The organism is Microbacterium pumilum (assembly GCF_039530225.1).
GTDB lineage: Bacteria > Actinomycetota > Actinomycetes > Actinomycetales > Microbacteriaceae > Microbacterium > Microbacterium pumilum.
In genome coordinates this window covers 2,694,235-2,708,977 of the sequence record NZ_BAAAOH010000001.1, presented here as the reverse complement: position 1 = coordinate 2,708,977, position 14,743 = coordinate 2,694,235, and the positions used below count along the sequence as shown (strand labels likewise).

The following is a 14,743-nucleotide window of genomic DNA, read 5'->3' as shown; positions in this document are numbered from 1 at the left end:
TCGACGTTCTCGGGGGTGTTCTCGGTCACGTCTCACCTCGGTGCGGCGCCCTCCAAGGGGCGGGATGGGGTGTCGTCCGCCCTGACTAGAGTTGCAGGGTGACGGACTCCGCAAAGCCTACCCTCCTCGTCGTGGACGGCCATTCGCTGGCGTATCGGGCCTTCTTCGCCCTTCCCGTGGACAACTTCTCCACGAAGGACGGCCAGCACACGAACGGGATCTACGGATTCCTGGCGATGCTCATCAACCTCATCAAGGCCGAGCAGCCGACGCACCTGGCGGTCGCGTTCGACACGTCGCGCCAGTCGTTCCGCACCCGCGAGTACAGCGAGTACAAGGCGAACCGCTCCGAGTCGCCGTCCGAGTTCAAGGGCCAGATCCCACTCCTGCAGGACTGCCTGGCCGCCATGAGCATCACTGTTCTCCAGAAGGAGGACATCGAGGCCGACGACATCCTCGCGACCCTCGCCACCCAGGGAGCCGAAGCCGGGTTCTCCGTTCTCGTCTGCTCCGGCGATCGCGACACCATCCAGCTCGTCGACGACGACATCACGCTGCTCTACCCGAACGTGCAGGGTGTCTCGCAGCTCAAGCGGTACGACACCGCCGCGGTGATCGAGCGCTACGGCGTGCGTCCGGAGCAGTACCCCGACATCGCGGCCCTCGTCGGCGAGACGAGCGACAACCTGCCCGGCGTTCCCAAGGTCGGCGAGAAGACCGCCGTCAAGTGGCTCGGCCAGTTCGGGTCGCTCGACGCGCTCCTCGAGAACGCCGACAAGGTGACGGGCGTGGTCGGCGCGAACCTGCGCGAGCACATCGAGGACGTGCGCCGCAACCGCACGCTCAACCGCCTGCTGCGGGATGTCGAGCTGCCCGTCGGTCCGCTCGACCTCGCCGTGCAGCCCATGGACGCGCAGGCCGTGCGCGACATCTTCGCCCGCCTGGAGTTCAAGACCCTCATCCCGCGCGTCGCCGAGCTCGCGGGCATCGAACAGCAGATGGCTGCCGTGACATCGGCCGCCGCCGTGCCCATGCCCGTCGCCGTGGAGCCCTCCCCGACCGACCTGAGAGCCTGGCTGGATGCAGCCGCCGGCGAGGTGGGCGTCACGATCACTCTCGAGGGCGGCCTTCCGAACCGGATCGGCTTCGCGACGGCGGATGCCGCAGCCGAGGCCTCGTGGACGCCCGAGGTGTCAGAAGCGATCTCGGGGTGGCTGGCCTCGGCCTCACCCAAGGTCTTCAGCGATGCCAAGCCACAGGTGAAGGCACTGCGACGAGCGGGGATCCGTCTCGGTGGGCTGGCATTCGACACCAGCGTGGCGGGGTGGCTGCTGCGTCCCAGCTTTCCCGACAAGACGCTCGCCGACCTGGTCGACCGCTACCTCGACGAGAAGCTGCCCGAAGCCGACCCTTCGCAGCTGGTGCCCGAGACCGAAGGTGCCACCCCCGGTCAGCTGTCCTGGTTCGCGCTGCGTGTCACGGCCGCTCTGCGGGCCGAGCTCTCGCCGAGCGTGGCAACGGTGCTCTCCGACATCGAACTGCCGACCCTGCTCGCGCTCGCGGACATGGAACTGGCGGGGGTCTCCGTGTCGCACGAGAAGCTCGCGGCATTCTCATCCGATCTGGGCGAGCGTGCCGACGCTTTCGCACTCGAGGCCTACGCCGCGATCGGCCGCGAGGTGAACCTGGGTTCACCCAAGCAGCTGCAAGAGGTGCTGTTCGACGAGCTCCATCTTCCGAAGACCCGCAAGACGAAGACCGGGTACTCGACGGATGCCGCGGTCCTCGCCGACCTGCAGGAGACCAATCCTCATCCCTTCCTGGACCTGCTGCTGCAGCATCGCGAGGCCACGAAGCTGCGCCAGATCATCGAGTCGCTCGACAGTGCCATCCAGAACCCGGCCAGCGGCGGCGATGGCCGGGTGCACACCACGTACGTGCAGACCGGAAGCCAGACCGGCCGGCTGTCGAGCACCGACCCGAACCTGCAGAACATCCCGGTGCGCACGAGCGAAAGCCGCCGCATCCGTGCCGCCTTCCAGGTCGGCGACGGGTACGACACGTTGCTGACCGCCGACTACTCGCAGATCGAAATGCGCATCATGGCGCACCTGTCGGAAGACCCGGGTCTCGTCGAGGCGTTCATCTCGGGCGAAGACCTGCATCGCTTCGTCGGAGCCCGCGTGTTCGGAGTGCAGCCCGAAGAAGTGACCTCGGCGATGCGCACGAAGGTCAAGGCCATGTCGTACGGCCTGGTGTACGGTCTCTCCGCGTTCGGCCTGTCGAAGCAGCTGCGCATCGAGCAGGCCGAGGCCAAGCAGCTCATGATGGAGTACTTCGCCCGCTTCGGCGCGGTGCGCGACTACCTCCGATCCTCGGTCGAGCGCGCGAAGATCGACGGCTACACCGAGACGATCTTCGGCCGTCGCCGCCCCTTCCCCGACCTCGCGAGCCCTAATCGCGTGCTGCGCGAGAACGCCGAGCGCGCGGCGCTCAATGCGCCGATCCAGGGCAGCGCCGCCGACATCATGAAGATCGCGCTCTTCCGCATCCACGACGACTTCGCCTCGCATGAGCTCCGCTCCCGCGTGCTGCTTCAGATCCACGACGAGCTCGTGGTGGAGATCGCGCCGGGGGAGTGGGATGCCGCCGAGCGCATCGTCCGCGATCGGATGGGCGGCGCGGCCGAGCTGACGGTGCCGCTCGATGTGCAGATCGGTCGCGGCGACGATTGGAATGACGCCGGTCACTGACCGGCGTTTGGCGCGTCGGGTGCCCGATCCTTAGGCTCGAAGGCATGACAGAAGCCACACGCACGCCCACGCAGATCGACACGATCGCAGACGCCTGGGTCGACACACTCGCCGAACTCGAACCCGGCCTCGCCACCTACATCGGTCGATTCGAGCACAACGATCGGTTCGCCGACTACAGTCCGGCCGGACAGCAGCGCCTCGCAGACGAGGCCCGCACAACCGTTCAGGCCTTGACCGCCGCCGTTCCCACCGATGACATCGACGTCGTCACCAAGCTGGACCTGGTCCGTGAGCTCGAACTCGAACTCGAGGTCATCGACTCCAAGTGGAACCTGCGAGACGTCAACGTCATCTCGTCGCCGGCGCAGAGCATCCGATCGGTCTTCGACATCATGCCGACCGCGACGACCGACGACTGGTCCGTCATCGCGAGGCGCCTCGCGGCGCTTCCCGCCGCCATCGATGGTTACATCGAGTCGCTGCGCGAGGGCATCGCACAGGGCATCGTTCCCGCCCGCCGCCAGGTCGGCGAGGTCGTGTCGCAGATCGGCCGCTACACGGGCGACACCGGGTATTTCGCCACGTTCGCGAGCAACGCCGCACCGGACGAGGGCCAGCTGCCGGCTTCCATCGCCCGGGAACTCGCCGTCAGCTCCAACGCAGCCCGCGTGGCGTACGACGAGCTCGCGCAGTTCCTGAGTGGCGAGCTCGCTCCCGCCGCGAGCGAGAAGGATGCTGTCGGCCGCGAGCTGTACGCCCTGCAGTCGCAGCGGTTCCTCGGCGCGACGATCGACCTCGACGAGACCTACGAGTGGGGCGTCGAAGAGCTCGCGCGGATGGTCGCCGAGCAGGAGTCGATCGCGAACGAGATCAAGGCCGGCGCCTCGGTCGAAGAGGCCGTCGCCTTCCTGGAGCAGGACGAGAGCCGCAAGCTGCACGGCACCGATGAACTGCAGCGGTGGATGCAGGAGACCAGCGACCGCGCCGTCGCCGAGCTCGGCAAGACGCACTTCGACATCCCCGAGCCGATCCGTCGTCTGGAGTGCATGATCGCGCCCACGAAGGAAGGCGGGATCTACTACACCGGTCCGACCGACGACTTCTCCCGTCCCGGCCGGATGTGGTGGTCGGTGCCCGAGGGCGTCGAGTCGTTCGACACGTGGCGCGAGCTGACGACCGTGTACCACGAAGGCGTTCCCGGTCACCACCTGCAGATCGCGCAGGCGGTCTACAACCGCGCACAGCTCAACTCCTGGCGGCGGCTCCTCGGCGGCTCGTCCGGCCACGCCGAAGGCTGGGCCCTCTACGCCGAGCGCCTCATGGAGCAGCTCGGATACCTCGACGATCCCGCAGACCGGCTCGGGATGCTCGACGGGCAGCGCATGCGCGCCGCACGTGTCGTGCTCGACCTCGGCGTGCACCTCGAGAAGCCGCGGCTCGACGGGAAGGGCACATGGGATGCGGATTACGCGCTGGACTTCATGCGCGCGAACGTCAACATGCCGGACGAATTCGTGAAGTTCGAGGTCAACCGCTACCTGGGCTGGCCCGGCCAGGCACCGTCGTACAAGGTGGGTCAGCGCATCTGGGAGCAGCTGCGCGACGATGTCGCCGAGCGCGAGGGAGCGGCATTCTCGATCAAGGACTTCCACAAGCGCGCGCTCGACATCGGCGGAGTCGGACTCGACACGCTGCGTGAGGCGCTCTCGCGCTGACGACCTTCGACAGGCTCAGGGACCGACAGGCTCAGGGACCGCTTCGACAGGCTCAGGGACCCCTCCGACAGGCTCAGGGACCGACAGGCTCAGGGACCGACAGGTTCAGGGACCGACGGGGTCAGGGACTGCCTTGTTCGGTCGCTGAGCCCGTCGAAGCGCGCGCCAGCAGTCGCGCGACCTCCTCGTCCGTCGTCTGGGTGAAGTCGTCGTAGTACTGGCCGACGGCCCAGAAGTCGCGCATGCGGTGCGGGCACACGAACTCGTCCACGACCGCCGCGTCCGCGACCCACGTCTCGGGAGCGACGGGGACGGCGAGCACCATGCGCTCCGGACTCTCGGCATGCAGCGCCTGGCAGGCTGCCGAGGCGGTCGCGCCGGTGGCGACTCCGTCGTCCACGACGATCGCGATGCGCCCGGCGATCGCGGCACCCGTTCGCGGGAAGGCCCGAAGCCGGCGGTTCAACTCGATGCGCTCGAGGTCTTCGACGATGGAGAGTTGTTCCGGACTGACCCCGCCTGCCCGCACCGCGTCCGGGTTCACGACGCGCACACCCTCAGCGATGGCTCCCACCGCGAACTCCTCATGTGACGGAGCACCGAGCTTGCGGACGACCGCGACATCGAGCGGCAGCCCCAGCTGCCGTGCCACCTCGGCTGCGACCACGATGCCGCCGCGCGGGATGCCGAAGACGACGGCATCCGCGCCATGCCACTGGGTGAGCGACTCGGCGAGTTCGCGCCCCGCGGCGGTGCGGTCGGCGAAGATGGCCATGCGCCAACGCTACGCCCGCGGCATCCGGCTGTCTCGGGAATGGTGACCGCACGCCCGTCGTTCTATGCAATTGCATGGAAAGGATCTCCACATGAACGAACCGGCCGCAATCGAACTCGGTCTCGACACCTTCGGCGATGTGACGCGCGACGAATCGGGCGCTGTCCTGAGTGACGCCGAGACCATCCGCAACGTCGTCGAGCAGGCCGTGCTCGCAGATGCGGTCGGGCTCTCGTTCTTCGGCGTCGGAGAGCACCATCGACCGGAGTTCGCGGTCTCGAGCCCCGAGATCGTGCTCGCGGCTGCGGCGGCGCGCACCGCGAACATCCATCTCGGCACCGCCGTCACTGTGCTCTCGAGCGATGACCCGGTGCGGGTCTACGAGAAGTTCGCGACGCTCGATGCTGTGTCATCCGGCCGCGCCGAGGTGATCCTGGGCCGCGGCTCGTTCATCGAGTCTTTCGCACTCTTCGGCTTCGATCTGCGCGACTACGAGGTGCTCTTCGACGAGAAGCTCGAGCTCTTCTCACGACTTCTCGAAGAGAAGCCGGTCACGTGGCAGGGCACGACCCGAGCCGCCCTCGATGCGGCCGACGTGTTCCCGAAGACCGACAACGGATTGAAGGCATGGGTGGGAGTCGGTGGCACACCCGAGTCGGTCGTACGCGCAGCACGTCACGGGTTCGGGCTCATGCTGGCCATCATCGGGGGTCCGGCGGCGCGCTTCCGCCCGTTCGTCGACCTGTACCACCGCTCACTCGAATCGTTCGAGCGCGACAGCCTGCCGGTGGGCGTTCACTCGCCCGGCCACATCGCCGAGACCGACCAGCAGGCGTGGGATGAGGCGTATCCGGGCTTCGAGGCGATGAACAACACGATCGGCCGTGAGCGCGGCTGGCCCGCCTACAGCCGCATGCGGTTCCAGCACGATGTGGGCCCCGAGGGCGCGCTCTATGTGGGCTCGCCCGAGACCGTGGCGCGAAAGATCGCCGATACGGTCGGCTCACTCGGAATCCAGCGGTTCGACATGAAGTTCTCCACCGGCACGCTGTCGCACGAGAAGATGATGCGCTCGATCGAGCTCTACGGCACCCGGGTGGCGCCACTCGTGCGCGACCTGCTGTCCTGACAGATCGCACCTCTGCGCGGGCATGAGCGCCCACCCCGCGTGCGGCATCCGTAGCATGTCACCATGACGGATGCCGGTACGCGCACGTCGCTGACACTCTCGGAGCGCCTCGACCGACTGCCCTTCACCCGCTCGCACCTGCGCGTGCTGACAGGTTCGGGGCTCGGCTGGGCGCTCGACGCGATGGATGTCGGCCTCATCTCGTTCATCATCGCGGCGCTGGCCGCGCAGTGGAGCCTGCAGCCCGGCGAGACGGCGTGGATCGCCTCGGTGGGATTCATGGGCATGGCGATCGGTGCGAGCCTCGGTGGCCTCCTCGCCGACCGGTTCGGCAGACGCCGGGTCTTCGCCGTGACACTCCTGATCTACGGACTCGCGACCGGGGCGAGCGCGCTCGTCGGCGGCCTGGCTGCGCTGCTCGTGCTCCGGTTCCTGGTGGGCCTCGGACTCGGCGCGGAGCTGCCGGTCGCCTCGACCTACGTCAGCGAACTCGCACCGGCGCGCATCCGCGGCAGGCTGATCGTGATCCTCGAGGCGTTCTGGGCGATCGGCTGGACCGCGGCGGCTCTCATCGGCTTCCTCGTGATCCCCGCCTCGGAGAACGGCTGGCGCTGGGCCTTCGCACTGGGCGCGATCCCGGCTGCTTATGCGCTGGTCGTCCGGTGGGGGCTTCCGGAGTCCGCGCGCTGGCTCGAGCGACGCGGCCGACATGCCGACGCCGAGGCCGTCGTGGCAACATTCGAGAGATCGGCCGGGCGGGCGTCGCCCGTCGATACTCCGACCGCGGCAGACGTGGCCCCGCCGGCGGCGACCTCCGCCGGCGGTCGCCTCGCAGCGCTGTGGTCGTCTGAGTTCCGCGTCCGCACCGCATGCCTGTGGCTGGTGTGGTTCTGCGTGAACTTCTCGTACTACGGCGCGTTCATCTGGATACCGTCGATCCTCGTGGCGCAGGGCTATGACCTGGTGCGCTCGTTCGGCTTCACGCTCATCATCACGCTCGCCCAGCTGCCGGGTTACGCCTTGGCGGCCTGGCTCATCGAAGTGTGGGGGAGAAGGCTCACCCTTTCGGTGTTCCTCGTCGGATCCGCGGTGGCCGCCGTGTTCTTCGGAACGGCGATCACCGAGTTCTCGGTGATCGCCGCGGGCATGGCTCTGTCGTTCTTCAACCTCGGCGCCTGGGGAGCTCTGTACGCCGTCACGCCCGAGATGTATCCGACCTCCCTGCGGGCGACCGGGTCGGGCTGGGCAGCCGGGGTGGGCAGGATCGCCTCGATCGTCGCACCGCTCACGGTTCCGCTCCTGCTGGTCACCGGCGGTGCTCCGGTGCTGTTCACGGTGTTCGCGGCCTTCTTCACCATCGCTGCGGCCGCAGCCTGGGGTCTCGTCGACCGGCGAGGACGGGCGCTCGACGACCGGTGATCGACGTAGGCTGTGCGGATGGCATCCGTTCGCTTCGTCGCCATCGGCGACTCGTTCACAGAAGGCGTCGGCGACGAGCTGCCTGACGGACGCGTGCGCGGGTGGGCCGACATCACCGCGCAGGGCTGGGCGGATGCCACCGCCGAAGCGGTCGAGTACGCCAACCTTGCGATCCGGGGGCGGCTCGTATGGCCGATCGTCGACGAGCAGCTCGAACCAGCCCTCGCATTGAAGCCGACCCATCTGTCGTTCAACGGCGGAGGCAATGACATGCTCCGCCCTCGCACGAGCGTCGCACGCGTCGTGGAGGCGTTCACGCACGTGTCGCGGCGCTGCGATGAGGAGGGCGTGCAGCTGATCATCCTGTCCGGCGCGAACCCCTCCGGCCAGCTGCCCCTGGGCCGGGTGTTCCAGCGTCGCGGGGACCTGCTGACGGAGGCCGTGTCGGCGGTGTTCGCGGATCGCCCCGATATCGTGCGGGCATTCAACTGGCCCGACCGCGAACTGTCGACGGCCGCGTACTGGTCCGAGGACCGCCTCCACATGAGCGCTCGGGGTCATCATCGCGTCGCCGCGCGCGTGCTCACCGCGCTCGGGATGGAGCCTCCCGCGGAATGGTGGTCGCTGCCGTCACTGCCGGCCACCTCCGCTCGCGGCGCTGCGTACTACCGGCAGCACGTCGGACCCTGGGTGCGCCGCCGCCTCACCGGCACGTCGTCGGGGGACGGACGCGAGCCGAAGTACGCGGCGTGGACGACGTTCGAGCCGCTGCACGGCTGACACTCGGCCGCGCGCAGTCGCCGTCATCCGTCGGGGGCGACCGGTGCGTACTCCGACCTGATCGGGTTCACCCCCACATCCCGTGGTCGACGAGGTGACGCCCGGGACCACGGCATCGGCCGCGAGCACTGCGCCGGCGGTCGCTCAGCGCGGCCCACTCACCGAGTAGACGAGTTCGGCGAACTGCCCGGCCTGGCGCGCGGACTCGAGGCTCAATCGATCCGACTCGATGCGACGGGGGAGGAGCGGGCGGCCCGAGGCCAGGGTCACCGGCGCCACCGAGACCCGGATCTCGTCCAGGAGTCCCGCGTCGGCGAACTGGCCCACCAGGTCGCCACCTCCCACGAGCCACACGTCGCGATCGCCCGCGGTGGCACGGACCTCATCCCAGATGGCCACGACGTCGCCGGAGCGGAACCGGATGTCGGCGTCCGCGACGACGCCGAGCTCACGCGAGCTCATCACGAACGCCGTCTGATCGGCGTAGAACCACTTCTCCGGGTGCTCTGCGAGGCTCTCATGCGCGAGGAGCCACTCGTAGGTCGTGGAACCCATCACGAGCGCTCCGATGCCCTTCAGAAAGCCCCCGAATTCATTCTCGGCTCCTTCTGCTCCGGGAACCGTGAACAGCCACGACAGTGAGTCCTGGTCATCCGCCAGAAAGCCGTTGAGAGTCGTGGCGGTGTTGAAGATGACTTTGGTCATGGCGCACACCGTACCGCGACCCCTCGACGTCGCCGGAAACCGGGGGTTGACGAGTATTCAACCGTTTGGTATTGTACTGATCAGTTGAATACGACGATTCCAGAGGAGGATGACGATGGCTGGCGATCAGCTCAGTGCGACATTCTCAGCCCTCGGCGATCCCACCCGGCGGGCGATCCTCGCGCGTCTGAGCGACGGCGAGGCGACGGTGGGGGAGCTGGCGGCACCCTTCGACATGACGCTGGCGGCGGTGTCGAAGCACCTCCGTGTGCTCGAGGCCGCAGGACTCGTCACCCGCGGCCGTGACGCGCAGTTTCGGCCGGCCCGTCTCAACGCACGCCCGCTCGCCGCGGCATCCGAATGGATCGGCGACTATGCCCGCTTCTGGGGCGACAGCCTCGGCGCACTCGACCACTACCTCAACGCATTTCAACAGCTCCGCACGACAGCCGATGACAAGGAGAACAACCATGGCTGAGTACTTCACCATCACCCGCACACTGAGCGCACCCCGCGAGCTCGTGTTCGAGGCGATCACCAAGCCCGAGCACTTCGCGGTGTGGTTCGGCACGGCAGCCGTCGAGGTGCCGCGCGAGAGCCTGACCATGGATGTGCGACCCGGCGGCGACTTCCGTGCCGCGATGCTGCTGCCCGACGGCAACCGCATCGACTGGTCTGGTTCGTACGTCGAAGTCGACCCGCCGTCGCATCTCGCGATGACGCTGAGCGACCAGCCGGGAGACGACACCGGCCTCCCCGTGCTGTTCGATCTCGAGGAGGTCGACGGCGGCACGCAGCTCACCATCAGTCAGGATCGCTCCGACTTCACCGACGCGCAGGTCGCGGCGACCATCGCCGGATACAACGCCTTCATCGACGACATCGAGCGGGTGGTCGCGGGTCTGCCGTCGGCCTGATCGATCGACCCCGCTTCACAGGGCGCCCGCGCGACGGAGCGCGCTCATCGCGAGCACGCTCCCCGCGCGGGCGCTGTCGTAGGCCGTCGCGCCCGCGACCGCGGCGGTGAGGTATCCGGCGGCGAAGGCGTCGCCGGCTCCGGTCGAATCGAGCACATCGGGGACTCGATCGACCGGCACCTCGAGGCTCTCGCCTCCGAATCGCACGACGGCGGGGTCGCCACCGCGCTTCACGACATAGACCACGGACCCGGCCGGTTCGCATCTCAGCTCCACGGCGAGAGCGGCCTCGTCGGCATTCGCGAAGACGACGGACGGCGCCACCTCGGCGATGATGCCGTTCAGCACCTCCCCGCCGAGTGCGCGCATCGTGGCGGTGCTCGAAAGATCCAGGCTGACCGGGACTCCGCGCTCTGCCAGGCCGCGCGTCACTTCGAGCAGCGCCTGCCGCGAGCGAGGGGAGGTGAACCCATAGAGCGGAAGGTGAACCCACTCGGCATCCGTCAGCCACGACGCATCGATCGGCCCGAGCTCGGCCGCTGCGCCCCGGTCGGTGATCATGGTTCGTTCCCCGACGGCGTCGACCAGGACGACGATCGCGCCGGTGCGACCCGTCCGCTGCACCCGTGCGTCGACGCCGGCATCCTCGAGGTCGCGCACGAGCGTGCGCCCGAGCGTGTCGTCGCCGACGCAGCCGATGAAGCGGACCGGATGCCGCGACACGGCCGCGACGGCCACATTGGCGGCACTCCCACCGCGAGTCAGCCGCACCTCCGCGGGGTTGTCCGTTCCGCGCTCGAGCATCGAGCCGCCGAGCACGATGAGGTCGGCGACGAGGTCGCCGATGACGACGAGCATCAGCGCGCCGCCGCGAGCGCGACGGCGATCTCGGCACCCAGCGCGACATTGCCGCAGTACACGTCGACATTCACGTCGAGGCTGCGACCACCGGTCTCGCGCTGGATGAAGTCGAGCAGGAACGGCGTCGTGTCGTGTCCTTCGATCCCACCCTCGGCGGCCGCGGCCAGCGCACGGGCGAGGACCTCGTCGTGCAGTTCGGGCGGCAGCTCGCGCTCGGCCGCCACGGGGTTCGCCACGAGCAGAGTGGATGCGATGCCGAGCGCGTCGCGAACACGAGCGATATCGGCTATCTCGGAGGGAGAGTCCACTTCGTATTCGATGTCGTGCCCCGAGTCGGCGATGTAGAAACCCGGGTAGTCGGTCGTCCGGTAGCCCACCACGGCGAGGTTCAAGGTCTCGAGACGTTCGAGGGTGAGCGGGATGTCGAGAATCGACTTGACGCCGGCGCTGACGACGACGAGGGGAAGAGTCGCGAGCGTGCCGAGATCCGCGGATTCGTCGAACGTCTGCTGCGCGCCACGATGCACGCCGCCCAGACCGCCGGTCGAGAACACCCGGATTCCGGCGCGATGGGCCAGGTGCGCGGTCGCTGCGACAGTCGTGCCGGCGCTCAGGCCCTTGACAGCCGCGACCGCGAGGTCGCGGAGGCTCGCCTTGACCACGCCATCGGACGTCGAAAGACGCTCGATCTCCCGCGGCGAGAGCCCGACCGTCGGCACGCCGTCCACCACGCCGATCGTCGCAGGCACGACGCCCAGATCGCGCACCAGCTGCTCTGCCAGCCGCGCCACCTCCAGGTTGCGTGGTCGAGGCAGTCCGTGCGTGAAGATCGTCGATTCGAGCGCCAGCACCGGCGAACCCTCGTCGACGGCCGCACGCACCTCATCAGACACCCTCAGACCCGTCATGCCGTCATCCTTTCGTCCGGAGTCAGCACATTGCCGCATCCTGTGTCAACCCCTTGGCAGTCTGCCACGTCATCGACCAACCTGATGTGCAAGGCGCTTCGCGCCGTCTACGAGGGGTGCGTCGTCGCAATCCCCGGAAAGGAATCCTCGCATGAGCATCGGAGCAGGCATCCTGCTGTTCGCCATCGGAGCCATCCTCGCGTTCGCCGTGAATGTGCAGGTCGACTGGGTGAACCTCGACATGGTCGGCTACATCCTGATGGCGGCGGGAGCTGTCGTCTTCATCATCGGTCTCGTACTGGTGATGCGTCGCCGTCAGGTCGCGAGCACAACGCGCACATCCGTCGACCCCGTCGCGGGCGAACGGGTGACGCAGCGCTCCACGAGCGCGACCCCGGACGACACCACCATCTGAGACCACTCAGCGGTTTTGAGCCCGGACCAGGGTGGTTGTCGCAACCCCGGTCCGGGCTCTTTCGCTGCCTGCAGACCGAGCTCGTGCGTACGGACACCCTCTTGACCTCAACGTGCGGGCGGAGGAAGGTGTTGGCCAGCTGCGATGACGATGGAGCGTGCAGTGGTGTTCTGATACGTCATGGGCGGCACATCCATACCCCGGCCGCACGACGAACGCTTGCCGAGCGACCGGTACCGACGAATGTCGACCGGAGGAACTCATGAGAATCAGAAGAACACTGCTCTCGGGGACAGCCATCACCGCCCTCGTCCTGTCAACGCTCTTCGCGCCCGCGATGGCGAGCGCGGCGACACCCGCGACCGGCCGAGGGCACGGCGGAGGCGGCGGACCTGTCGAATCGCTTCTCGCTTCGGGACTGCAGGGGGCCAGCGGCAGCACGATCGGTCCTGACGGCGCGCTGTACGTCGCCGAAGGGGCGATCGGCCAGGTCACGCGCATCGACGTGCACACCGGAGCGAAGTCCGCGTATGTGACGGGCTTGCCACGCCCGGCGATTCCCATCGGCGGGGCGATCGACGTCGCCTTCCTCGGCCGGACGGCGTACGTCCTGGTGGCGAATGTGGGTGACGACGTCCCCGGCGACGACGACGTGCCGGGCGACTCCGTCAACGACGTCGATGGCATCTATCGCATCGATGACTCCGACAGCTTCACGGTGATCGCCGACATCGGCGACTGGTCGCTGCAGAACCCACCACCGCCGGACATCGACTTCTTCCTCTTGCGTGGTGTGCAGTTCGCCATGGAGCCGACCAAGGGCGGTTTCCTCGTGACCGACGGTCACCACAACCGGGTGGTCAAGGCGTCGCTCAACGGCGACGTCCGCCTGGTCGAGCAGTTCGACAACATCGTGCCGACCGGCCTCCAGACGATCGGACGACTGGTGTTCATGGCCGAGGCGGGCCCGGTTCCGCACGATCCTGCGACGGGCAAGGTGGTCGCGTTCGGGCTGCGGAATCCGCAACCGCGAGTCGTGGCATCCGGATACAGCCTCCTGACCGACGTGGAAGCCGGCGCATGCGGGCTCTACGCGGTGTCGCAGGGCGACTCACCGGGGATCGTGGATCCGGGTTCTCCCGCGCTACCTGACAGTGGCGAACTTCTCAAGGTCAACCGGAACGGAACGTTCTCGGTGGTCTCCGATGGGCTGGATCTTCCGATCTCGGTCAGCTTCAAGCGGGACACCGCGTACGTGGTCACGCTCGAGGGCGAGGTGTGGAAGGTCAGCGACGTCTCCAGCGCGGGCAAGCATCACCGGGGAGGCGGCTGCGCCGGCAACGGCTATCATGGCACCTGGTGACAGTCGCTCGAACGGCCCGGCAAGGCGTCTTGCGTAAACGTCATACCGGGCCGTTCGGGTCTGCCACGAAGCTGCGACCATGACTCACTCGACACCCACCCGAACCGCACTGGTCCTCGGCGGCGGCGGATCGACCGGCAATGCCTGGCTGATCGGCGTCGTCGCCGGTCTCTATGACGCCGGGCTGGACGTGACCACCGCCGACCTGACCGTCGGCACCTCAGCCGGCGCGACGGCCGCCGCCCAGATCGCGGGCGCGCCCGCTCCCGAGCTGTTCGCCGCGACGGTTGCCGCGGCGCCCCCGCAACGGCGCGGCGAGGGAGGATCAGCCCGCGGACGCGGTCCGGCCGGCGCCGCGGCGGACCACATGCAGAAGGTGCGAGACGTCATCGCCGCCGCGGCGGATGCGGCCGACTTCCGCCGCCGAATGGGCGCGGCGGCACTCGAAGCGGATGCGGCGTCGGACGGCGCCGGAACGGCGCGGTGGCGCGCGACCGTCGCCGCTCGGCTGGCCAGCACGCGGTGGCCGGAACGGCTCATTCAACTCACCGCGGTCGATGCCCGCACCGGCGAACCAGTCGTGTTCGACCGCGACAGCGGCGTCGACCTGGTCGACGCCGTCGCGGCCAGCACCGCCGGCGGTGGCTTCGCCTACGGCATCGGCGACCGCAGGTACATCGACGGCGGCTACCGCACCAACGCCGACAACGCCGATCTGGCAGCGGGCTTTGAGCGGGTGCTGGTAATCGCGCCGCTCGGCGGCGTGTGGTGGACGCCGCCGGAGTGGGGCACCCAGCTCGCCACGCAGGTCCACGAGCTTCGCGCCGTCGGCAGCCTCGTCGAGACGATCTTTCCCGACAGCGACGCCGAGCACCTGTTCGGCGCCAACGCGATGGATCACTCGCTGCGTCCCGCGGCGGCGACCTCCGGGCATGAACAGGCGACAGCGCTCCATGCGCGGCTTGAGGAGTTCTGGCGCTGAACGTGCTGAATCAGCCGT

14 protein-coding genes are annotated in these 14,743 nt (G+C 68.3%); 10 read left to right on the top strand and 4 right to left on the bottom strand.

The window, feature by feature from the left end; all coding sequences use genetic code 11:
• The first annotated feature begins 98 nt into the window (after positions 1–98).
• Positions 99–2,753, top strand: coding sequence for a DNA polymerase I (gene polA / locus ABD188_RS12050; protein ID WP_344062411.1), 2,655 nt, complete (start codon positions 99–101; stop codon positions 2,751–2,753).
• 44 nt (positions 2,754–2,797) lie between these two features.
• Positions 2,798–4,471, top strand: coding sequence for a DUF885 domain-containing protein (locus ABD188_RS12045; RefSeq protein WP_344062410.1), 1,674 nt, complete (start codon positions 2,798–2,800; stop codon positions 4,469–4,471).
• A gap of 121 nt (positions 4,472–4,592) precedes the next feature.
• On the opposite strand, the gene ABD188_RS12040 is transcribed toward ABD188_RS12045, so the two are convergent.
• Positions 4,593–5,246 carry a phosphoribosyltransferase gene (locus ABD188_RS12040; protein ID WP_344062409.1) on the bottom strand — a complete coding sequence of 218 codons (654 nt, stop codon included), beginning with the start codon at positions 5,244–5,246 and terminating at the stop codon, positions 4,593–4,595.
• 91 nt (positions 5,247–5,337) lie between these two features.
• Between ABD188_RS12040 and ABD188_RS12035 the strand changes: the two genes are divergently transcribed.
• From ABD188_RS12035 to ABD188_RS12025, 3 genes are all read left to right on the top strand, one after another.
• Positions 5,338–6,375, top strand: a complete 1,038-nt coding sequence (locus ABD188_RS12035; protein WP_344062408.1) for an LLM class flavin-dependent oxidoreductase — start codon at positions 5,338–5,340, stop codon at positions 6,373–6,375.
• 63 nt (positions 6,376–6,438) lie between these two features.
• Complete coding sequence (locus ABD188_RS12030; RefSeq protein WP_344062405.1) at positions 6,439–7,794, top strand: MFS transporter; 1,356 nt, start codon at positions 6,439–6,441, stop codon at positions 7,792–7,794.
• An 18-nt stretch (positions 7,795–7,812) separates the two neighbouring features.
• The gene (locus ABD188_RS12025) at positions 7,813–8,574 is read left to right on the top strand and encodes an SGNH/GDSL hydrolase family protein (protein ID WP_344062402.1); all 762 of its coding nucleotides are present in this window, start codon (positions 7,813–7,815) and stop codon (positions 8,572–8,574) included.
• 144 nt (positions 8,575–8,718) lie between these two features.
• On the opposite strand, the gene ABD188_RS12020 is transcribed toward ABD188_RS12025, so the two are convergent.
• Positions 8,719–9,279, bottom strand: coding sequence for a dihydrofolate reductase family protein (locus ABD188_RS12020; RefSeq protein WP_344062399.1), 561 nt, complete (start codon positions 9,277–9,279; stop codon positions 8,719–8,721).
• A 115-nt stretch (positions 9,280–9,394) separates the two neighbouring features.
• Here ABD188_RS12020 and ABD188_RS12015 point away from each other — a divergent pair, with 115 nt between their 5' ends.
• Both ABD188_RS12015 and ABD188_RS12010 read left to right on the top strand, forming a co-directional pair.
• Positions 9,395–9,757: an ArsR/SmtB family transcription factor gene (locus ABD188_RS12015; protein WP_344062396.1), complete on the top strand. Its 363-nt coding sequence runs from the start codon at positions 9,395–9,397 to the stop codon at positions 9,755–9,757.
• Positions 9,750–10,196, top strand: a complete 447-nt coding sequence (locus ABD188_RS12010) for an SRPBCC family protein (RefSeq protein WP_344062393.1) — start codon at positions 9,750–9,752, stop codon at positions 10,194–10,196. Before ABD188_RS12015 ends, ABD188_RS12010 begins: the two co-directional genes overlap by 8 nt.
• 15 nt (positions 10,197–10,211) lie before the next feature.
• On the opposite strand, the gene ABD188_RS12005 is transcribed toward ABD188_RS12010, so the two are convergent.
• Both ABD188_RS12005 and ABD188_RS12000 read right to left on the bottom strand, forming a co-directional pair.
• Entirely contained in the window at positions 10,212–11,054 is an 843-nt protein-coding gene (locus ABD188_RS12005; RefSeq protein ID WP_344062390.1) for a carbohydrate kinase family protein, read from the bottom strand.
• Positions 11,054–11,965: a pseudouridine-5'-phosphate glycosidase gene (locus ABD188_RS12000; protein ID WP_344062387.1), complete on the bottom strand. Its 912-nt coding sequence runs from the start codon at positions 11,963–11,965 to the stop codon at positions 11,054–11,056. The genes ABD188_RS12005 and ABD188_RS12000 overlap by 1 nt, the downstream gene beginning before the upstream one ends.
• 151 nt (positions 11,966–12,116) lie before the next feature.
• Here ABD188_RS12000 and ABD188_RS11995 point away from each other — a divergent pair, with 151 nt between their 5' ends.
• From ABD188_RS11995 to ABD188_RS11985, 3 genes are all read left to right on the top strand, one after another.
• Positions 12,117–12,380, top strand: coding sequence for a DUF6458 family protein (locus tag ABD188_RS11995; protein WP_344062384.1), 264 nt, complete (start codon positions 12,117–12,119; stop codon positions 12,378–12,380).
• A 262-nt stretch (positions 12,381–12,642) separates the two neighbouring features.
• A complete protein-coding gene (locus ABD188_RS11990) occupies positions 12,643–13,743 on the top strand; it encodes a ScyD/ScyE family protein (RefSeq protein WP_344062381.1) in 1,101 nt (366 codons plus the stop codon).
• A 79-nt stretch (positions 13,744–13,822) separates the two neighbouring features.
• A complete protein-coding gene (locus ABD188_RS11985) occupies positions 13,823–14,725 on the top strand; it encodes a patatin-like phospholipase family protein (RefSeq protein ID WP_344062378.1) in 903 nt (300 codons plus the stop codon).
• Positions 14,726–14,743: the final 18 nt, after the last annotated feature.